Below are 19,249 nucleotides of genomic sequence, written 5' to 3'. Positions count from 1 at the left end.
CAAGTATTGAACGAACGTCCGTTCATTGAAAGAGCCGGGCCGATCGTCAACCTGCGACGCTGTGCTGGCGTTCAGTCCGGCGCACCCTGCAAGGCACTCACGCAGCCGACATCGGCCCCACCACCCGCCGGCCCTGCCGCCACAGCACCGCCGCGGCCAGCAGTGCGGCCACTGCACCGAGTACCGGAAGGTAGACCAGGCCACCGCCGGCAATGGCCAGGCCGCCCAGCAGCCCACCCAGCGCGGTGCCCAGGTTGAACGAGGCGATGTTCAGCCCTGCCGCCACCGCCGATGATGCCGGCACGTGGCGCTGGGCCAGGGTCAACAGGCGCAACGTGAGCAAGGTGACAATGCAGAAGAAGCACACGCCCAGCGCGCCGACCAGCACCATCATCGGCCACGCCCAGTCACGCAGCAGATACAGGCCGAGCAGATTGAGGGCCAGCCCGGCCAGCGCCCACAGCGTGCTGCCGGTGGCGTTGCCGGCGTCGGCCAGCCAACCGCCCAGCAGGTTGCCCAGGATCGAACACACCCCGAACAACAGCATCGCCACGCTCAGCCAGGACACCTGCACGGCGGTTACCTGCAGCAGGTACGGGGAGATGAAGGTGAAGAAGCAGAACGTGGCCACGCTCACCAGTACGCCGATACCGGCGGTGACCAGCAGCTGCGGATGGGTGATGGCCTTCAACGCCGTCCATGCCCCGCCCGCCCTGGGCGCGTGCGGCACCTGCGCGCCGCGCATGCACCACAACAGGCCAAGCATGCCTGCCACCCCCAGCAGCGCGATGGCCAGGAAAATACCGCGCCACGACCACAGGCTGCCAAGCAGGGTGCCCAACGGCACGCCCAGCGCCAACGCCAGCGTCAATCCGATCCACACCACCGACAAGGCGCGCCCGGCACGCTGCGGGTCGACCAGGCGGGTGGCCGCATCGGAGGCCACCGCCATGAACACGCCATGGCCCAGCCCGACCAGGAACCGCACCGCCAGCAGCAGCGACAAGGTGGGCGCCAGGCTCATCGCCACGCTGCCCACGGCCAGTATCGCCATGGCCAGCACCAGAATGTTGCGGTCCTTCCAGTGCGCCACCAGCGCGGTCAGCAGCGGCGCCCCGATCGCCGCGCCAGCGGCATAGGCGGCAACGGCCGCACCTACCGCAGAAACCGGTGCATGCAGATCCACGGCCATGGTCGAGACCAGCCCGGCCACCACGAATTCGGACAGGCCGAAGGCGAACGTACACAACGAAAACACATAGATGACGACAGGCATGGATGCTCCAGGCTCGACCAGCAAAAAGGGCCGCACCGCGATGCCTGCGACGGCCACCGCCGCACTGCCGATCCGCCGCGCAGGCACGGTGCCGGCACAGCCTAGTAGCGTGCCCGGAGCAGGTAAAAGACCGTTTTTGTCCCGTGGCAAGACGTGCCGCGTCTTGCTGGATTACCGGCCCGGCAGTGCCTGCTGGATCTGCTCGATCAACCGGTCGCGCACCGGCGAATGCCGGCCGGGGTTCCAGGCCATCAGCAGTTCCAGCTGCGACAACGCATCGGGGGCGTCGACCTGGATCGGACGGAACACCACCTCCTCCGGCGCCGCGAGTGCGGCCGATTCGGGCACCAGCGCGATCCCGAAGCCGCTGGCCACCAGTGCCACCAGCGTCTGCAACCGGCGCGCCTGCTGCACTACGCGCGGCACGAACCCGGCGGCCTGGCACAACTGCAGCAACTGGTCGTGGAAACCCTGCCCCAGCGGCCGTGGCGAGGCCACGAAATCCTCGCCTGCCAGCGCCGCCAGGGCCACGACGGCATTACCGGCCAGTGCATGCCCGGCCGGCAATGCCACGCAGATGCGCTCACGCAGCAAGGTATGCACATGCAGCTGCGGCGTACTGGTGCCGGGGGCACGCATGAAACCCAGATCGGCACTGCCTTCCTCCAACGCCAGTACCTGCGCGTGCGTGCTGGCTTCGTGCAGGGTGAAGGCAACGCCCGGCGACTGCTGGCGGAAGCCTCGCAGTGCCCGCAGCAGCGGTGCATAGGCCACGATATTGATGAAGGTCAGGGTCAGGTGGCCGTCCACGCCATTGGCGACGCGGCGGGTATGCGCCAGCCCCTCGTCCAGCGATTGCAGCGTGGCCCGCGCCGTATGCAGGAACGCGACACCGGCAGCGGTCAACACCACCTTGCGGTTGCTGCGGTCGAACAGCGCCGACCCGACCTCGGCCTCCAGCCGGCGGATCGCCTGGCTCAGCGGCGGCTGGGCCATGTGCAGGCGCTCGGCGGCGCGGTTGAAATGCAGCTCTTCGGCTACCGCGATGAATTGCTGCAACAGGCGTGTCTCGATCATCGCGGCCTCCGGGGTCTGCGCTCATCTTAAGTCGTTCGCCCATTCGTTCTGGCGAAGAACCTGGCACTGGCCTACCCTGGCCATCCCGTTTGCGCAGGACCCGCAGTGAACAGCCGCACAAGCTTCCGTCTGGCCGAGCCGGATGATTATTCCAGCGTGGTCGCGCTCGATTCGGCGGCCACGCACGATCCGCGCCGATCCATCCTGCTCCAGGAATGGATCGGGCAGCGCAGCTGCCACCTGCTCCTGCTCGACGGTGTGCCGGCCGCATACGGGGTGCTGCACTATCACTTCTTCGACAACGGTTTCATCGACATGCTGATGGTCGGCGAACCGTTCCGCCGCCGCGGCCTTGGCGCGTTGCTGCTGCAGCATCTGGTTGCACAGTGCGAACGCCCGAAGCTGTTTTCGTCCACCAACCAGTCCAACCGGCCCATGCGTGCGCTGTTGCAACGTTGCGGCTTCGTGGAAAGTGGCAGCATCGACAACCTCGACCCCGGCGATGCCGAGGTGGTGTACTTCCGGGCGGCCTGCCCGGGCTGAACACCCGTGCCGCCGGACAAGCCTGGTCACCCCTGCGCCGATTGCTGCGCGCCCCTGCGGTTGAACCAACCTGTCGCAATCGGCAAAAACCGCCCCCTGCCCGCCAGCAGTGGCATTGCCGTCATGGACCCGGCGGCATCCCGTGCATTTGCCTGCCACGCCGCTGTCCACAAGGCAGGCCCCACCCTGCGGTACCGAATGGTGAATTGGGCGCGCGGCGGCGATATTGCGATGCGTCATGTAAACGATTTCAGCCCTTGCTAGCGTGTAGCCCGACCTCACTGTCGAGGCCGACGACATCAGGAGCGCGTTGATGGGGCTGCATGTTGAACGCCGGGCCGCACTGCCCAGGCCGAACCACACCAGGGTGCGCGCCCTGCTGTTCCCCGTCGCACTGGCAATGGCTGCCAGCTGCCTGGCCCAGGACCTGCCGCCGCGCAGCCAGTGGCAGGCCAGTGCCTCCTCGCAGCAGGTGCCGGCCATGGCGGTCAGCCACCTGATCGATGGCGACCCCAAGACCGTCACCGGCGGCGCCTTCAGCCCCGGCCACTGGTTCCAGGTGGACCTGGGCGCGGCGGCCACGCTGGGCGGCGTGCAGCTGACCTGGGACGTCTCCAATCCGGAGGGCTACAGCCTGCAGACCTCGCTGGATGGCCGGCAGTGGCAGACCGCCTACACCATGGGCGACTCGCTGGGCGGCATCGAAACCCTGTTCTTCGCTCCGCGGCAGGCACGCTACCTGCGCCTGGCCAGCCCCGAGCGCACCTCCGACTGGGGCGTGTCGATCTTCGAACTGCAACCGCTGGACCGCAGCACCAGCGCGCGCGTGGCCGGGCTGGACCCGGCCCAGGCCGCCGCGCTGTGGCAAGGCGGCGGCGCAGTGGCCGTGCCCGCCGGCAAGGGCGGCACGCATACGCTGGACATCGCCCTGCCGCGCGCCCAATCCACCACCGGCCTGGTAGTGGAATGGGCCGGCGCGCACGGCGCGGCGCGGCTGCAGGCACAGGACAACCAGGGCCGCTGGATCGAGCTGGCGCACGACGCGCAGGCCGACCGCCGCCAACAGAGTTGGCTGGCCGGCAACGCGCCGGTGACCGCCCAGGCGTTGCGACTGAGCGTGGACGGCAAGGCGCCGCAGATCGGGCGCGTGCGCCTGCTCGGCCCGGCCGCGGTGATGACGCCGATGAAGCGCTACCAGATCGCCGCCAGCGGCGCGCAACGCGCCCTGTTCCCGGCCTCGCTGCAGATGCAGCAGACCTACTGGACCGCCGTGGGCGTGCATGGCGGCCGGCAGAAGTCGATCTTCGACGAATACGGCAATATCGAAGCCTTCAAGGGCGCCCCGCTGGTGCAGCCGATCTGGCGCAACGCCGACGGCAACGCCGCCGGTGCGGCCGGGCAAGCGGTGCGGCATGCGCTGCGCGACGGCTGGAAGCCGATGCCGTCGGCGGCCTGGACGCCGCAGCCGGGGCTGGAACTGGACAGCGAAGCGTTCGCCATCGAACTGGACGGCCAACCGGTCACCTTCGTGCGCCACCGCCTGCGCAATACCGGCACCAGCCCGGTGGACGGCAGCCTGAGCCTGGTGGTGCGGCCGATGCAGATGAACCCGCCGTGGCAGAACGGCGGGCTGTCGCCGATCCGCGAGGTGGCGGTGGAAGGCCAGTCGGTGCGCGTCAACGGCCGCCCGCTGCTGCAGTCGCTGACGCCGATCGATGCGGCCGGCGCGGCCGCGTTCGGCGCCGATGGCAGCAGCGAAATCACCGCCGCCATCGCCAGCGGCACGCTGCCGGCCAGCCGCCAGGCCCGCGATGCCGACGGGCTGGCCGCCGCCGCGCTGGACTACCGCATCCAGCTGGCCCCCGGCGCCAGCCGTTCGGTGGTAGTCGCCTTCCCGCTGGGCACCGCCGCCGCCGCTGCCGATGGCAGCCTGCCCGCCGCCCCGGCGCTGCGCCTGGACGCGTTGCCGGCGCAGGCCGATGCCGCCTACGACACCCTGGCCGCGCGGGCCTCGGCCGACTGGCAGGCACGCCTGGGCCAGGTCGGGCTGCGCCTGCCCGACCCGTCGCTGGTGGACATGCTGCGTGCGCAGGCTGCCTACATGCTGATCAACCAGACCGGCCCGGCGATGCAACCGGGCCCGCGCAACTACAACCGCTCCTTCATCCGCGACGGCATGGCCACCTCGGCGGTGCTACTGCGCATGGGCGAAGCCAAGGTCGCCCGCGACTACCTGGCCTGGTACAGCGAACACGGCGTGCACGCCAACGGCCTGGTTTCGCCGATCCTCAACGACGACGGCAGCGTCAATACCGGCTTCGGCTCGGACATCGAATACGACAGCCAGGGCCAGTACATCGCCCTGGTCGCCGATGTCGCCCGCCTGGACGGCGGCCCCGAAGCGGTACGCGCCTACCTGCCGAAGGTGAAGGCGGCCATGCAGTTCCTGCAGCAGCTGCGCGAGCGCACCCTGGTACCCGGCTACATGGCCAACCAGCCCGCACCGGAACGCTTCGCCGGCATCCTGGCGCCGTCGATCAGCCATGAGGGCTACCCTTCGCCCACCCACAGCTACTGGGACGACTACTGGGGCCTGAAGGGCTGGCACGACGGCGCATGGCTGGCCGAGTCGCTGGGCGACCACGCCACCGCCGCCTGGGCGCGCCAGCAGGGCCGCCTGCTGCACGATGCGCTGGCCGCCTCGATCCGCGCCACCATGAAATGGAAGGGCATCGACTTCATCCCCTCCTCGGCCGATCTGGGCGACGGCGACCCCACCGGCGTGTCGATCGCGCTGGACCCCACCGGCGCGCAGGATGTACTGCCGGCGCAGGCCCTGCGCACCACCTTCGCCCGCTACCTGGACGATGTGCGCAAGCGCAGCCAGCCCGGTGCGCTATACGCCTACACCCCGTATGAGATCCGCAACGTGCTCAGCTATGTGCACCTGGGCCAGCCCGAGGCGGCCGACGAACTGCTGCGCGGCCTGTTGCACGACCGCCGCCCGCTGGAATGGCAGGTGCTGGCCGAAGTGGTGCATTCGCGGCTGCGCTTCCCGCGCTATCTCGGCGACATGCCGCATACCTGGATCGGCGCCGAGTATGGCCGCACCCTGTTTGGCATGCTGATGCGCGAAGACGACGACGCGCTGTCGCTGCTGCCGGGCACGCCACCGTCGTGGGTAGCCGGCGAAGGCCTGGCCATCGACCGCCTGCCCACCGCCTACGGCACCTTGCAGCTGCAGGCGCTACAGCGCGACGGCCGGCTGCAGCTGACGCTGGGCAAGGGCCTGCGCGGCGATGCAGCGGTCCGGGTGTGGTGGCCCTCGCGCAAGCGGCCGGCCAGCGTCCGCGTGGATGGGCGCACCATCACCGACTACGACGCCCAGGGCGTGCTGTTGAAGCGCCCGTTCCAGACGCTCCAGGCGCAGTGGTGATACAGGCACAGCCGGGGCCTGCCCGGCTGTACCGCGCTCGGGACTGAAACAACGGTGGCCGCCGCCGCGCCGGCCGTTCCGGCGCGCATTCCATCCCGGCTTGACATGCAGGTATTTACCTGCATATTATCGATCCGCAACCACCCGCGGCGCCGCCGCACTCCGGCGGGCCCTTGTCCGGATACGCCGGGAGGCCAGGTTGCAGACCGGCACGGGCCCGCAGGGTCCGCCCACCCACCGATGGCCCATTGGAACCGAGCGCCCCGGATGGAAGCAGACAAGGTATTCAAGGCATTGGCCGATCCCACCCGCAGGGCGCTGCTGGATGCGCTCTGCGCCAACAACGGCCAGTCGCTGGGCCAGCTCTGCGCGCAGCTGCAGATGACCCGCCAATCGGTCGCCCAGCACCTGGGTCTGCTGGAGGACGCCAACCTGCTCAGTACCGTCCGGCGCGGGCGCGAGAAGCTGCACTTCATCAACCCGGTGCCGCTGTACGAGGTCTACCAACGCTGGGTACGCAAGTTCGAACAGCAGCGGCTTGGCCTGCTGCATGACCTGAAACAAGAACTCGAGGGAGAATGACGATGTCCACCGCATCCACGCGCTTCATCCACGTGATCTACATCGCCTCGACCGCCGACAAGGTGTTCGACGCCATCACCCGGCCGGAAATCGCACGGGCCTATTGGGGCCACGAGAACGTGTCGGACTGGCAGCCCGGTTCGCGCTGGCAGCATGTGCGCGCCAATGAGCAACGCAAGGTCGAGCTGGTCGGCGAGGTGGTGGAAAGCACCCCACCCTCACGCCTGGTCATAACTTGGGCGGCAGCCTCGCAGGCCGACGACCCGGCCGCCTACAGCCGGGTGACGTTCGACATCGTGCCCTACGACGGCATGGTCAGGCTGACCGTAACCCATGACGCGCTTGAGCCGGGCAGCGGCATGGACAACGGCATCCGTCAGGGCTGGCCGATGGTGCTGTCCAGCCTGAAATCGTGGCTTGAAACCGGCAAGGGGATGGATGTGTTCGCCAAGCCGCTGGCGTAGGCAAAGAGTGCGGGGCCGGTCCGACCAACGGGCCGGCCGTGCACACAAAAAGGACGCCACTGGGCGCCCTTTTCATGCAACGCCCCTGGCACCCGCACGCTCAGGGGCTGCCCTCATGCTCATGCAGGGTGATCAGCGATTCCATCAGGTCCTCGTCCGCGCTGGCACAGACCGCCAGCAGCACGGCCTCCTCGCAGCCGGCATCGACGATGTAGGCGTGCCCCATCTGGCTGTCGATATAGATGCCCTGCCCGGTCTCCAGCACCACCGGATCGTAGAACTCGGTATGCACCTGGATACGGCCTTCAAGCACGTGCACGTATTCTTCGCCCGGGTGGCGGACCAGCTCGCCGAACTCGGCGGCGGTCTTGGCGCGTATCTTGGTCAGGATGGGGATCATCCGCTTGCGCCGCAGTTCGGTGCACAGATAGTAGTAATCGTAGTTGTCGGTCTTGACCCGCAGCGCATTGTCCAGCGTGCCCAGGCTGCGCCGCGCGGTGACCGGCTTGGGCGTGCTGTCGGTGTCCGGCTCGGAGAACAGCTCGGACATGCGCAGGTTCAACCGCTGCGCCAGGTGCTGCAGCTTGTCGTAGGTCAAGGTCAGGCGGTCGTGCTCGATCTTGGACAGGGTGGACAGGGGGATTTCCGTGTATTCGCTCATTTCCTTGAGCGTCCAACCCTTGCGCGTGCGCAGACCGCGCAGCAGGGTGCCGAGCGTGGGGCTCTTCGGACTCATCGACGGGACCTTTGGGCTATTGCCAGTGAAGTTGTGGATACGATACTACGCGGACCTGAACTCCATCCTGATCAGGATGGTTTTCCGACGATTCCGACTGTTTCTGCCTCGTTCGGGGCATAGGAAGCGACTCCCCCGCCTGGAGGATGCCAGCGGCTGGTGATGATGAGGTCAACTGCGGCGGTCCGATCAGGGATCGGACGGTGACTTCTGTTTGACTTTTCTCCAATCAGGAATATTGTTATCTGATTGAGATTGTTTTGGCACTCCGAAGCGGCTACCTGGAGTGCATCGTCAGCCAGCTCCCAGAGGATCGTCACATGCGTCCGTTGTCATGGCCTGTCGTGTTCTGTTGTGCCCTGCTGCTGTCCTTCCCGGCCCTGGCCCAGCAGGCGCAGACCGCGCCCGCGACGGCGGCGCCTGGCGTGGACGCCGCGCCCCGCTTGACCGCGGCCGACGCCACCCGCTGGCTGGATGGGTTCATGCCCTATGCGATCGCGCGCGGCGATATCGCCGGTGCGGTGGTCACCGTAGTCAAGGACGGCCAGATCCTGGTGCGTCGCGGCTATGGCTTTTCCGATGTGGCAAAGCAGACGCCGGTGAACCCGGACCGCACCCTGTTCCGGATGGCGTCGGTGTCCAAGCTGATGACCTGGACGGCGGTGATGCAGCTGGTCGAGGCCGGCAAGCTGGACCTGGACGCGGACATCAACCAGTACCTGGACTTCAAGGTGCCCGAACGCGGCCTGCCGATCACCCTGCGGCAGTTGATGACCCATACCGGCGGCTTCGAAGCCAACCTCAAATACATGTGGACCACCGAGGCGGTGGCCGCAGGCGGCGGCGCCGAACTGGGTCCCTACCTCAAGCAACGGGTACCGGCGCAGATCTACCCACCGGGCACCGTGCCGGCGTATTCCAACTACGGCACCAGCCTGGCCGGCTATATCGTCGAGCGCGTCTCGGGCCAGCCCTTCGCCGAGTACGTGGAGCAGCACATCTTCGCGCCGCTGCAGATGCAGCACGCCAGCTTCCGCCAGCCGCTGCCGCCGGCACTGCGCGGCATGGTCAGCCAGGGCTATGCGCTGGGCTCGGGCACGCCGCGCGCCTTCGAAGTCACCCCCTCGGCGCCGGCCGGTGCCCTGACCGCCAGCGCCACCGACATGGCGCGCTTCATGATCGCCCACCTGCGCGCCGCCGGCGGTACCGACACGGCCATCCTCAAGGCGGCCACCAGCGCGCAGATGCTGACCCCGCAGACCCGCTTCGCACCGCCGCTGAACACCATGGCGCTGGGCTTCTACGAAAGCGACGTGAACGGCCAGCGCGTGGTGTCCCATGCCGGCGACACGCTGCTGTTCCACTCCCAGCTGTCCCTGTTCCGTGACCACGACATCGGCCTGTTCGTCTCGCTCAACAGCGCCGGCACCAACGGCATCACCGGCCCGATCCGGCGGCAACTGCTGGAGAACTTCGCCGACCGCTATTTCCCGAAGGGCACCGCCGCACCGGCACCGGCGGCCGACCTGGCGCTGGCCAGGCAGCAGGCACGCGCACTGGCCGCGCCGAGCTATCTCACCTCGCGCCGCGCGCAAACCGGTATCGGCCTCACCGGCATCCTGTCGCAGACGCGGCTGAAGGCCCTGGACGACGGCGGGCTGCGCATGGCGCGCCTGAAGCAGCCCAACGGGCAGCCCACCACCTTCAAGCCGATCGCACCGTGGGTATGGCGGGCCACCGACAGCGAGCTGCGCCTGGCCGCCATCGTCAAGGACGGGCAGCCGGTGGGCTTTGCAGTGGACTCGTCCTCGCCCTACAACGTGTTCGTGCGTGCAGAAGGCTACCGCTCGGCACGCTGGTTGATGCCGCTGCTGATCGCCGCGGCCGCCGTACTTGCGCTGTCGGCGCTGGGCTGGCCGATCGCCGCGCTGGTCCGCCGCCGCCACGGCCAGGTACTGGGCTGGCCGCGCGCTGCCCTGCGCGCCTATCGCCTCAGCCGCATGGCCTGCTGGTTGCTGCTGCTGGTTCCGGCGGTGGCGCTGGGGTTGATGGCCTGGGTATCGGTCGATTTCGCCCGCATCGACGACCGCCTGGATCCGGCCATCATCGGATTGGGCATCGCCTCGGTGGTCGCCATCGTCGGCGGCATCGCGGCAATGGCCTGGAACCTGCTGCACACCGTGCGCGCCGGGCGCGGCTGGCTGGCACGGCTGTGGGCGCTGCTGCTGCTGGCCTCCGCGGCCCTGCTCGGCTACGCGATCTTCCTGATGGGCCTGGCCGATTTCGCTCTCAACTACTGACCCATCGCCCCGCCACGGGGCTGGAGACTTCCTGTGAAACTGACCCTGCAGATCGACTCGCTTGCCTTGCTGGCCCCGTTCCGGATCAGCGGCTACGTGTTCGAACACGCGCCGGTACTGCGCGTGGAACTGGAAGACGGCGGCCATCGGGGCCGTGGCGAAGCCAGTGGCGTGTATTACTTCGATGACAAACCCGAGCAGATGCTGGCCACGCTGGAAGCGCTGCGGGCACGGATCGAAGCGGGCATCAGCCGCGCCGACCTGCAGCAACTGCTGCCGCGCGGTGGCGCGCGCAACGCGCTCGATTGCGCGCTATGGGACCTTGAAGCCAGCCGTGCCGGCAAGCCGGCCTGGGCACTGGCCGGGCTGAGCCAGGTGCGTCCGCTGCTGACCACCTGGACCCTGGGCGCCGACGATCCGGCGACGATGCAGTCCATCGCCACCGGCCGCTATGCGCCGGCCAAGGCACTCAAGCTCAAGCTCAGCGGCGAGCTGGACACCGACATCGAACGCGTGCGCGCGGTGCGCCGGGTGCGGCCGGACGTGTGGCTCGGCGTGGATGCCAACCAGGGTTACCAGGTGGATGCGCTCGACGCGCTGATCCCGGTGCTGCTGGACAACGACGTCAAGCTGCTCGAACAGCCGCTGCCGCGCGGCCGCGAAGCCGACCTCAGGGGCTTTGCGCGGCCGCTGCCGTTTGCCGCCGACGAGAGCGTGCAGGATGCGGCGGAGATCGAGGCGCTGGCCGGCCTGTTCGACGTGATCAACATCAAGCTCGACAAGGCCGGCGGCCTGACCGAGGGCCTGGCGATGGTGGACAAGGCACGCACGCTGGGCATGCAGGTGATGGTCGGCAACATGATCGGCAGCAGCTGGGCGATGGGCCCTGCCTACATCGTCGGCCAGCACTGCGACGTGGTCGACCTGGATGGCCCGCTGTTCCTCAGCCAAGACCGCGTTCCCGGCCTGCGCTACGACGGCGGCCTGGTGCATTGCGACGACAGCGTCTGGGGCAAGGGAGTGCAGGCATGAACATGACATCGCAGCGTTCACGCGGCGGTCGCTGGCGCGCCGTCGCCTCGGGCCTGCTGCTGGCCTCGGCCGCGGCGTTCTCGCCGCTGCATGCGCAGGCACCGGCCGCAGCGCAGGCACCAGCCACCGGCCAGGTGCCCGCCACCGTTGCTGCCCCGGCCAGCGTCGGCACGCTGGATGCGGCCCGGGTCGATGCCTTCCTCGATGGCCTGGTGCCCTACCTGATGGCGCAGGGCGACCTGGCCGGCGCGGTGGTCACCGTGGTCGAGAACGGTAAGGTGGTCACCGAACGCGGTTTCGGTTTCTCCGATGTCGAAAAACGCACGCCGGTGGATCCCCGCACCACCCTGTTCCGCCCCGGCTCGATTTCCAAGCTGTTCGTCTGGACCTCGGTGATGCAGCTGGTCGAACAGGGCAAGCTGGACCTGGATGCGGACATCAACACCTACCTGGACATCAAGGTCCCGGCCAAGGGTGAGCCGGTCACGCTGCGCCAGATCATGACCCACACCAGCGGCCTTGAAGAGCGCATGCGCTACCTGATCGTGCTGGGCCCGGACCATCCGGCCAACCGCGACAACTATCTCAAGGAATGGGTGCCCAACCAGATCAACCGGCCCGGCACCGTGCCGGCCTATTCCAACTACGCCACCGGCATCGCCTCCTACATCGTCGAGCGGGTCAGCGGCCAGCGTTTCGAGGACTACGCCGAGCAGCACATCCTGCAGCCGCTGGGCATGCAGTACGCCAGCTTCGAACAAAAGCTGCCGGCCGAACTGCTGCCGCACGCCGCCAAGGGCTACCGGCTGGGTTCGGGCAAGAGCTACCCGGCCGAGAAGAACACCGCGCCGGGCGTGGGCGGCCTGTATGCCTCCGGCTCGGCGATGGCACGTTTCATGATGGCCACGCTCAACCACGGCGAACTCGACGGCCAGCGCATCATGCGCGCCGAGACCAACGCACAGATGCTGACCCCGCAGGCGGCGGTGCTGCCGCACCTGCCGCGCATGACCCTGGGCTGGATGGCCTCGGACACCGGCGGCTACGACACCCGTTCGCACGGCGGCACGATGCTGTTCTTCTATTCGTGGCTGTGGATGATCCCCGAGCGCAACATCGGCGTGTTCGTTTCCACCAACAGCGTCGGGCGTGATGCGGCCGGCTCGGCGCTGCGTGCGCAGGTATGGGAACGCTTCGTCGAAAACTTCCTGCCGACCCTGCCGGTGCAGGCCGCCGGCCCCGGCGTGGACGCCGACACCGCCCGCCAGCACGCCGCCGCGCTGGCCAAGGTGGACTGGCACAGCACGCGTCGCTCGGACAGCTCGTACCTGCGCCTGCTGTCGCTGTTCTCGCCGGTGCGCGTGCACCCGCAGAAGGACGGCAGCATCACCGTGGACGGCCAGAAGGGCCTCAATGGCCAGCTGCTGCGCTGGCGCGAGGTATCGCCGTGGCTGTGGCAACAGGAGCATGGCCGCAGCCTGCTGGAAGTAAAGGTGGTCGATGGACGCCCGGTGTATTTCTCCGGTGGCCCGTTCGCCTCGGTGTTCGGCTTTGAACCGATGCCCGGCTGGCGCTCGCCAAGCTGGTTGCGCCCGGCACTGATCGTGGCGCTGGGGTTGCTGGTGCTGTCGGCGGTGCTGCGCATCGGCGGGGTATTCGTGCGCCGTTACTACCGCGTGGCCGCACCGGCTGAAGGCCGCGGCCTGCGCCGGCTGCAGACGCTGTCGATCACCGTGGTGCTGGGCAGCGTGATCGCCTGGCTGGCATATGTGAAGTCGATGTCGGCACCGGGCGGTATCTCCAGTTACAGCAACGGACCGCTGATCCTGATGCAGGCGCTGTCCTGGCTGGCGGTCCTGGCCGCGGTGGCCTTGGTCTGGGTGGCGCTGCGCAAGCCGGCCAGCTGGCCGCGGCTGCGCCGCTTCGGCGCCTGGGTGGTGGCACTGGCCGGGGTGATCGTGGCCTTCGTGGCGATCACCCAGCGCCTGGTCAGCACCGGCCTGCAGCTCTGAGCCTCGGACCGGCCCGCCGATGAGCATCGATGCCCCGCGCACGGCCTGGTTCGGACAACCGCCAGGCCTGACCATCCTGTTTCTCACCGAGATGTGGGAGAAATTCTCCTACTACGGCATGCGGGCGCTGCTGGTCTATTACATGACCAAGCAGCTGCTGTTTTCGCAGGAACAGGCCTCGATGGTGTATGGCCTGTATACCGCGCTGGCCTACCTGAGCCCGGTGTTCGGCGGGATGCTCGCCGACCGCTGGCTGGGCAAGCGCCGCGCGGTGATCCTGGGCGGGGCGATCATGGCCTTCGGCCATTTCCTGATGGCCTTCGATGCGCTGCTGTATCCGGCGCTGCTGGCGATCGTGATCGGCAACGGCCTGTTCCTGCCGACCCTGCCCGGCCAGGTCGGCGATCTCTACCAGCGCGATGATCCGCGCCGTGGCTCGGCGTTCAATGTGTACTACGTCGGCATCAACCTCGGCGCCTTCCTGGCCCCGCTGGTCTGCGGCACGCTGGGCGAGGTGTATGGCTGGCATGTCGGTTTCGCCGCCGCCGGCGTGGGCATGCTGCTGGGCCTGGCGATCTACATCGCCGGGCGCCGCCACCTGCCACCGGACCCGCCGCGCAGCGAGCGCGACGCACTGCCCTTCTCGGCCTTGTGGCAACCGGCCTATCGCCCGCTGCTGCAGCTGATGACGATGATTGCCGGATTGATCGTGGTGTTCCGCCTGGCCTACGAGCAGATCGGCAACACCATCGCGATCTGGCTCGATACCGGCGTGGACCGCGTGTTCACCGCGGATTTCACCCTCCCGATGACCTGGTTCTTCTCGCTCAATCCGCTGCTGGTGTTTGTGATCACGCCACTGCTGGTGAGCCACTGGACCCGCCAGGCCCGCGCCAGCCGCGAGCCGGCCGCGCTCACCAAGATGGCGATCGGCGCGGCCGTGGTCGGGCTGTCGTTCGCGCTGGTCGCCGCGCTGGGCGGTGAACCGTCGGCCAAGGTCGGCTGGCTGTGGGCCGCGCTGTTCTTTGCGACCTTCACCTTCGGCGAGCTGTTCATCCTGCCGGTGGGACTGGGCCTGTTCGCACGCCTGGCACCGGCCGGCTTCGGCGCGACGATCATCGCGTTCTGGTTCCTCGCCGCGTTCGGCGGCAACCTGCTGGCCGGCGCGGTCGGCACGCTGTGGTCGACGCTCTCCAGTACGGTGTTCTTCTCGCTGATGAGCGGCACCTGCCTGCTGGTGGCGTTCCTGCTGTGGCAGCTGGAGCGGCGCAGCCGGCCACTGCTGGCCTGCAATGGCGTGCCGGCACCGACGCGGTGATTGCCCGCCCCCGGGAGCCGGGCCGGCAGGGCATGAGGCGGCGTCCCACGGCGCCGGGGAAGCGGAAAGTAAAACCCAAATTAGGTTTCATATTCTCTGATTAGGACATATACAGTCCTAACGAGGTCACTCACCAGCGCATCGTCGCCGAGAGGGGCACTCACTCCTCTCTGCTCCCCTGACCAACGGACCCCGTCATGACCTCGACTTCGACCGCTGCCGTGCACGCACTGGCCGCCCTGCCCCAGCCCTATCTGCTGTTCCTGGGCGATACCACCGAAGCGGGCTTTGCCAAGACCGCGATCGGCCTGCACGACTGGGCACCGGAAGTCTGCGTGGCCGAATGGAGCCTGCCTGGCTGCCCGATCAGCACCGGCCTGCCGACCATGACGCCGGCCCAGGCCCGCGCGGCCGGCGCCCGCGCCATGGTGATCGGCGTGGCCAACGGCGGTGGCGTGATTTCCGCCACCTGGCTGCCGGCGCTGGTCGAGGCGCTGGAACAGGGCCTGGACCTGGTCAGCGGCATGCACCAGCAACTCGGCGATATCCCCGAACTGGCCGCCGCCGCCGAACGCAGCGGGCGCCAGTTGATCAACGTGCGCGTGCCGCCGCGCGGCATCCCGGTCGGCAACGGCCGCAAGCGCAGCGGCAAGCGCGTGCTGACCGTGGGCACCGACTGCGCGCTGGGCAAGAAGTACACCGCACTGGCGCTGGCCCGTGGCCTGCGCGGGATCGGCGTGGATGCCGATTTCCGCGCCAGCGGCCAGACCGGCATCCTGATCGCCGGCAGCGGCATCCCGATGGATGCGGTGGTGGCCGACTTCTCCGCCGGCGCGGCCGAACTGCTCAGCCCGGATGCGGCCGAAGACCACTGGGATGTCATCGAAGGCCAGGGCTCGCTGTTCCACCCGGCCTATGCCGGGGTCAGCCTCGGCCTGCTGCATGGCAGCCAGCCGGATGTGTTCGTGGTCTGCCACCAGCCCGGGCGCCAGCATGTGCTCGGCTATCCCGACTACCCGCTGCCGTCCATCGAGGACGTGATCGACCTGACCGTGCGCCTGGGCCGCCGCACCAATCCGGCGATCCGCTGCGTCGGCGTCAGCCTCAACACCCACGGCATGACCGAGCAGGACGCACAGGCGGCCTGCGCCGAAATCAGCGCGCGCCTTGGCCTGCCGACGGCCGACCCGATGCGGCAAGATGGGCGGTTCAACCGTTTGCTGGAGGCCTGCATCGCATGAAGATGACATCCCGTAGCTTGAGCCTGTGCGTGGCGGCATTGCTGGGGCTGAGCCCGCTGGCCGCGTTCGGCGCCACCCGCAGTCCGGTGGAAACCGAAGTGGCACGCCTGGCCACCCTGATCGACGGCAAGGTCGGCGTCTCGGCGTGGCGCCTGGACGGCAAAGGCGCGCAGGTGCATCTGAACCCCGATGAAGGGTTCCCGATGGCCAGCACCTTCAAGGTCGCCGTGGCCGCGGCCATCCTGGCCAAGGTCGATGCCGGCGAACTGGCGCTGACCACGATGGTGCCGGTGCCCAAAACCTTCTACGTCGATTCGGAAGTGATCGCCGACCGCTTCATCCATGACGGGGTGAGCCTGTCGGTGCACAACCTGCTGGAAGTGATGCTCACCCAGAGCGACAACACCGCCACCGACGTACTGGTGGCGCAGGCCGGTGGGCCGGCCGCGGTCACCGCCTGGCTGCGCGCGCAGGGCATCGAAGGCCAGCGCCTGGACCGCAACACCCGGCAACTGCTCAGCGACATCTTCGGCCTGGGCGACGAACCGCTGACCAAGGAGCGCGTCGCCGAACTGACCCGTGACCCGGAGGTGCTCAAGCGCACCAAATCCAACAACGCCGCCTTCGACCAGGATCCGCGCGACACCTCCACGCCGCGCGCGATGTCCACCCTGTTGACCCGGCTCTTCACCGGCAAGGCGCTGAGCCCGGCCAGCACCCAGGCCCTGGCGCAGATCATGGAACGCTGCCGCACCTGCAGCGCGCGCCTGCGCGGCAGCCTGCCGCCGGGCACCACAGTGGCCGACAAGAGCGGCACCGTGGCTGGCACCGTCAATGACGTGGGCGTGGTCACCCTGCCCGACGGCAGCCGCTTTGCGATCTCGGTGTTCGTCAAGGCCAGCAATGCACCGCGCAGCGAACGCGAGCGGGTGATCGCCGAGATCGCACGCACCGTGCGCGATTACTACCTGCTGCAGCCCGTGGCCGTCGGGAAATGACCGCCACCGCCAGCCGGTTCCAGCGCTTCCTGTTGCCCGGTCTGGCGTTCAAGTCGGCGGTGATCGGTGGCGGCTACGCCACCGGTCGCGAGCTGGCCGAGTTCTTCCTGCCGTCCGGCCCCTGGGGCGGCCTGGCCGCGATGCTGTTGTCGATGCTGATCTGGAGCGTGATCTGCATCCTCACCTTCCTGCTGGCACGCGCCATCGGGGCCAACGACTACCGCAGCTTCTTCCGGCATCTGCTCGGCCGTGGCTGGTGGACCTTCGAAGTGGCCTACCTGGCCCTGATCGTGGTGGTGCTGGCGGTGTTCGGCGCAGCGGCCGGGGAACTGGCCGCCACCATGTTCGGCTCGCCGCGGATCATCGGCACCCTGGCGCTGGTGACGGTGGTCACCGCGATCGTGCACGCCGGCACCCAGGCCGTCGAGCGGATGTTCAAATGGATGTCGGCGTTCATGTACCTGGTCTACGCCATCGCCGCCTGCCTGATCCTGTCCCGGTTCGGCAGCGGTTCGATGGCGCAGCTGTCGGGCACCGATGGACTCGGCCCGGGCTGGGTGCTCAATGGCGTGACCTACGCCGGCTACAACATCTTCGGCGCGGTCTCGATCCTGCTGGTGGTGCGTCATCTGCTGCACCGGCGCGATGCGGTGATCGCCGGGGCCCTGGCCGGCCCGCTGGCGATCCTGCCGGCGATCGTGTTCTACCTGTGCATGATCGCCTTCCTGCCGGAGATCGCCGATGCCCCGCTGCCCTCGGACCTGATGCTGGGCCAGCTCGGCCTGCCGTGGTTCCAGTGGCTGTTCCGCCTGATGATCATGGTGGCGCTGGTGGAAACCGGGGTCACCCTGATGGCCTCGGTGGACGGCCGCATCGGCGCCAACTGGAAGGAGCGCACCGGCGCCCCGCCGGCGCCGGGCATCCGCGTGGCGCTGATTGCCGCGCTGCTGCTGGTGGCGGTGTTCCTTGCCGATGCGATCGGCCTGGTGGCGCTGATCGCGCAGGGCTACCGGGTGCTGGCCTACGCCATCCTGGCCACCTACGTGATGCCGTTGCTGGCCTATGCGCTCTGGCAGTTCTGGAGCCGCCGCGGGCAGGCCTTCCAGGCTCAGCCGCCGCAGGCAAACACCAGGAACTGATGCAGTGCGCGTGCCGGCGCGGACAGTTCCTCGTCGGGGCGCCAGATCAGGCCCACTTCCATCGGCGGCACCGCATCGGTGAGCGTACGCACATCGATCCGGCGCCCTTCCAGCGACCAGGGCCGGTAGACCATGTCCGACAGGATGCTGACCCCGAACCCGTAGGCCACCATGCCGCGCAGCGCCTCCAGCGAAGAGGTGCGGAAGGCGACGTTGGGTTGCAGCCCCAGCGCCTGCCAGTAGCGCAGCGCAGATTCCTGGCCCTCATCGACGGTGAGCATGATGTAGGGATACGGCGCCACGTCGGCCACGCCGATCACCGGCAGCTGCAGCAGCGGGTGCGACTCGGCCAGCCACAGCTGCCGGCGCGAGCGGATCAGCACCTGCCGCCTGAGCACGTAGGGCTGTGGCATGTTGGAGATGATGCACAGCCCCAGGTCGAGCGTGCCGGTGTTGACCCCGTGCTCGATCGCGGCGCGGTCCATGTCCACCAGTTCGATCTCCACCTGCGGGTAGGAGCGTTTGAAGCGCGCCAGCAGGCTGGGCAGGAAATAGCCCAGCACCGTATAGGACGCCCCCACCCGCACCGTGCCCGGCAAGGTGTTGGCCAGGAACATCGGCTCGCTGAGCGCGTCCTGCAGGGTGTCCAGGATGTGCCGGACGTGCTGGTGGAAGCGATGCCCTTCCACGGTCAGCACCACCCCGTGCGGCATCCGGTCGAACAGCCGCAGCCCCAACGATGCTTCCAGCTGGGCCACCGCCGTGGTAATCACCGACTGGGACACGTGCAGCTTGCGCGCGGCCTGGGAAAACTGCCCCAATTCAGCGGCTTCGGCGAAATAGCGCAGTTGCCGCAGGGTCATGTTGGCGGGGATTTGCATGCACCACTCCGGCGGTCGGTAGATATCTGAATAAACAATACCTCATAGTCAATTAAACAAATTTACGATAAGCCCCCGGCGCTCTAGACTTCACCTCGGGTGCAATGCGCCAGGGTCCCGGCAGCGGCCAACGCCGCCAGTCCCTGCCCGCTTTCGCGGCGATGTCCTCACCGGTATCGGCCGCGTCACCTGCGCCATGTCCGTCGCCCCCCGC

The 19,249-nt window shown here is 68.3% G+C and carries 15 protein-coding genes; 11 read left to right on the top strand and 4 right to left on the bottom strand.

What is annotated here, in order from left to right:
• Window positions 1-97 precede the first annotated feature (97 nt).
• Both IC535_RS05735 and IC535_RS05730 read right to left on the bottom strand, forming a co-directional pair.
• Complete coding sequence (locus IC535_RS05735; RefSeq protein ID WP_228885095.1) at window positions 98-1,276, bottom strand: MFS transporter; 1,179 nt, start codon at window positions 1,274-1,276, stop codon at window positions 98-100.
• Between the two features lie 171 nt (window positions 1,277-1,447).
• Complete coding sequence (locus tag IC535_RS05730) at window positions 1,448-2,353, bottom strand: LysR substrate-binding domain-containing protein (protein ID WP_228885096.1); 906 nt, start codon at window positions 2,351-2,353, stop codon at window positions 1,448-1,450.
• A gap of 105 nt (window positions 2,354-2,458) precedes the next feature.
• Here IC535_RS05730 and IC535_RS05725 point away from each other — a divergent pair, with 105 nt between their 5' ends.
• The 4 genes from IC535_RS05725 to IC535_RS05710 all read left to right on the top strand — a co-directional run bounded on the left by IC535_RS05725 (window position 2,459) and on the right by IC535_RS05710 (window position 7,378).
• Window positions 2,459-2,896: a GNAT family N-acetyltransferase gene (locus tag IC535_RS05725; protein ID WP_228885097.1), complete on the top strand. Its 438-nt coding sequence runs from the start codon at window positions 2,459-2,461 to the stop codon at window positions 2,894-2,896.
• A 313-nt stretch (window positions 2,897-3,209) separates the two neighbouring features.
• Window positions 3,210-6,332 carry a discoidin domain-containing protein gene (locus tag IC535_RS05720; RefSeq protein WP_429000326.1) on the top strand — a complete coding sequence of 1,041 codons (3,123 nt, stop codon included), beginning with the start codon at window positions 3,210-3,212 and terminating at the stop codon, window positions 6,330-6,332.
• Window positions 6,333-6,599: 267 nt separating this feature from the next.
• Window positions 6,600-6,914 carry an ArsR/SmtB family transcription factor gene (locus tag IC535_RS05715; protein ID WP_228885099.1) on the top strand — a complete coding sequence of 105 codons (315 nt, stop codon included), beginning with the start codon at window positions 6,600-6,602 and terminating at the stop codon, window positions 6,912-6,914.
• A 2-nt stretch (window positions 6,915-6,916) separates the two neighbouring features.
• The gene (locus IC535_RS05710; RefSeq protein WP_228885100.1) at window positions 6,917-7,378 is read left to right on the top strand and encodes an SRPBCC family protein; all 462 of its coding nucleotides are present in this window, start codon (window positions 6,917-6,919) and stop codon (window positions 7,376-7,378) included.
• Between the two features lie 100 nt (window positions 7,379-7,478).
• On the opposite strand, the gene IC535_RS05705 is transcribed toward IC535_RS05710, so the two are convergent.
• Window positions 7,479-8,114, bottom strand: coding sequence for a helix-turn-helix domain-containing protein (locus IC535_RS05705; protein ID WP_228885101.1), 636 nt, complete (start codon window positions 8,112-8,114; stop codon window positions 7,479-7,481).
• A gap of 320 nt (window positions 8,115-8,434) precedes the next feature.
• Here IC535_RS05705 and IC535_RS05700 point away from each other — a divergent pair, with 320 nt between their 5' ends.
• From IC535_RS05700 to IC535_RS05670, 7 genes are all read left to right on the top strand, one after another.
• On the top strand, window positions 8,435-10,414 hold the full coding sequence (locus tag IC535_RS05700; protein ID WP_228885102.1) for a serine hydrolase domain-containing protein: 1,980 nt from the start codon (window positions 8,435-8,437) through the stop codon (window positions 10,412-10,414).
• Window positions 10,415-10,447: 33 nt separating this feature from the next.
• Window positions 10,448-11,446, top strand: a complete 999-nt coding sequence (locus IC535_RS05695; protein ID WP_228885103.1) for a dipeptide epimerase — start codon at window positions 10,448-10,450, stop codon at window positions 11,444-11,446.
• The gene (locus IC535_RS05690; protein WP_228885104.1) at window positions 11,443-13,458 is read left to right on the top strand and encodes a serine hydrolase domain-containing protein; all 2,016 of its coding nucleotides are present in this window, start codon (window positions 11,443-11,445) and stop codon (window positions 13,456-13,458) included. The genes IC535_RS05695 and IC535_RS05690 overlap by 4 nt, the downstream gene beginning before the upstream one ends.
• Before the next feature lie 19 nt (window positions 13,459-13,477).
• Entirely contained in the window at window positions 13,478-14,776 is a 1,299-nt protein-coding gene (locus tag IC535_RS05685; RefSeq protein ID WP_228885106.1) for a peptide MFS transporter, read from the top strand.
• 197 nt (window positions 14,777-14,973) lie between these two features.
• Window positions 14,974-16,017: a DUF1611 domain-containing protein gene (locus tag IC535_RS05680; protein WP_228885109.1), complete on the top strand. Its 1,044-nt coding sequence runs from the start codon at window positions 14,974-14,976 to the stop codon at window positions 16,015-16,017.
• A complete protein-coding gene (gene bla / locus IC535_RS05675) occupies window positions 16,014-17,015 on the top strand; it encodes a class A beta-lactamase (protein WP_228885111.1) in 1,002 nt (333 codons plus the stop codon). Before IC535_RS05680 ends, bla begins: the two co-directional genes overlap by 4 nt.
• Window positions 17,012-18,154: a YkvI family membrane protein gene (locus tag IC535_RS05670; protein WP_228885112.1), complete on the top strand. Its 1,143-nt coding sequence runs from the start codon at window positions 17,012-17,014 to the stop codon at window positions 18,152-18,154. The genes bla and IC535_RS05670 overlap by 4 nt, the downstream gene beginning before the upstream one ends.
• Here IC535_RS05670 and IC535_RS05665 read toward each other — a convergent pair.
• Window positions 18,124-19,035 carry a LysR family transcriptional regulator gene (locus IC535_RS05665; RefSeq protein ID WP_228885113.1) on the bottom strand — a complete coding sequence of 304 codons (912 nt, stop codon included), beginning with the start codon at window positions 19,033-19,035 and terminating at the stop codon, window positions 18,124-18,126. The genes IC535_RS05670 and IC535_RS05665 overlap by 31 nt on opposite strands.
• Between the last annotated feature and the right edge of the window lie 214 nt (window positions 19,036-19,249).

Source organism: Stenotrophomonas rhizophila, from assembly GCF_020857975.1.
Lineage (GTDB): Bacteria > Pseudomonadota > Gammaproteobacteria > Xanthomonadales > Xanthomonadaceae > Stenotrophomonas > Stenotrophomonas rhizophila_C.
Note: the sequence above shows the minus strand (reverse complement) of the source record. Positions and strands in the feature narration are given on the sequence as shown.

Bases quoted from the DNA above. Each gene is read 5' to 3' on its own strand.
- IC535_RS05735 (WP_228885095.1), bottom strand. From the start codon at position 1,276: ATGCCTGTCGTCATCTATGTGTTTTCGTTGTGTACGTTCGCCTTCGGC.
- IC535_RS05730 (WP_228885096.1), bottom strand. From the start codon at position 2,353: ATGATCGAGACACGCCTGTTGCAGCAATTCATCGCGGTAGCCGAAGAG.
- IC535_RS05720 (WP_429000326.1), top strand. From the start codon at position 3,210: ATGGGGCTGCATGTTGAACGCCGGGCCGCACTGCCCAGGCCGAACCAC.
- IC535_RS05715 (WP_228885099.1), top strand. From the start codon at position 6,600: ATGGAAGCAGACAAGGTATTCAAGGCATTGGCCGATCCCACCCGCAGG.
- IC535_RS05710 (WP_228885100.1), top strand. From the start codon at position 6,917: ATGTCCACCGCATCCACGCGCTTCATCCACGTGATCTACATCGCCTCG.
- IC535_RS05705 (WP_228885101.1), bottom strand. From the start codon at position 8,114: ATGAGTCCGAAGAGCCCCACGCTCGGCACCCTGCTGCGCGGTCTGCGC.
- IC535_RS05700 (WP_228885102.1), top strand. From the start codon at position 8,435: ATGCGTCCGTTGTCATGGCCTGTCGTGTTCTGTTGTGCCCTGCTGCTG.
- IC535_RS05690 (WP_228885104.1), top strand. From the start codon at position 11,443: ATGAACATGACATCGCAGCGTTCACGCGGCGGTCGCTGGCGCGCCGTC.
- IC535_RS05685 (WP_228885106.1), top strand. From the start codon at position 13,478: ATGAGCATCGATGCCCCGCGCACGGCCTGGTTCGGACAACCGCCAGGC.
- IC535_RS05680 (WP_228885109.1), top strand. From the start codon at position 14,974: ATGACCTCGACTTCGACCGCTGCCGTGCACGCACTGGCCGCCCTGCCC.
- bla (WP_228885111.1), top strand. From the start codon at position 16,014: ATGAAGATGACATCCCGTAGCTTGAGCCTGTGCGTGGCGGCATTGCTG.
- IC535_RS05670 (WP_228885112.1), top strand. From the start codon at position 17,012: ATGACCGCCACCGCCAGCCGGTTCCAGCGCTTCCTGTTGCCCGGTCTG.
- IC535_RS05665 (WP_228885113.1), bottom strand. From the start codon at position 19,035: ATGCAAATCCCCGCCAACATGACCCTGCGGCAACTGCGCTATTTCGCC.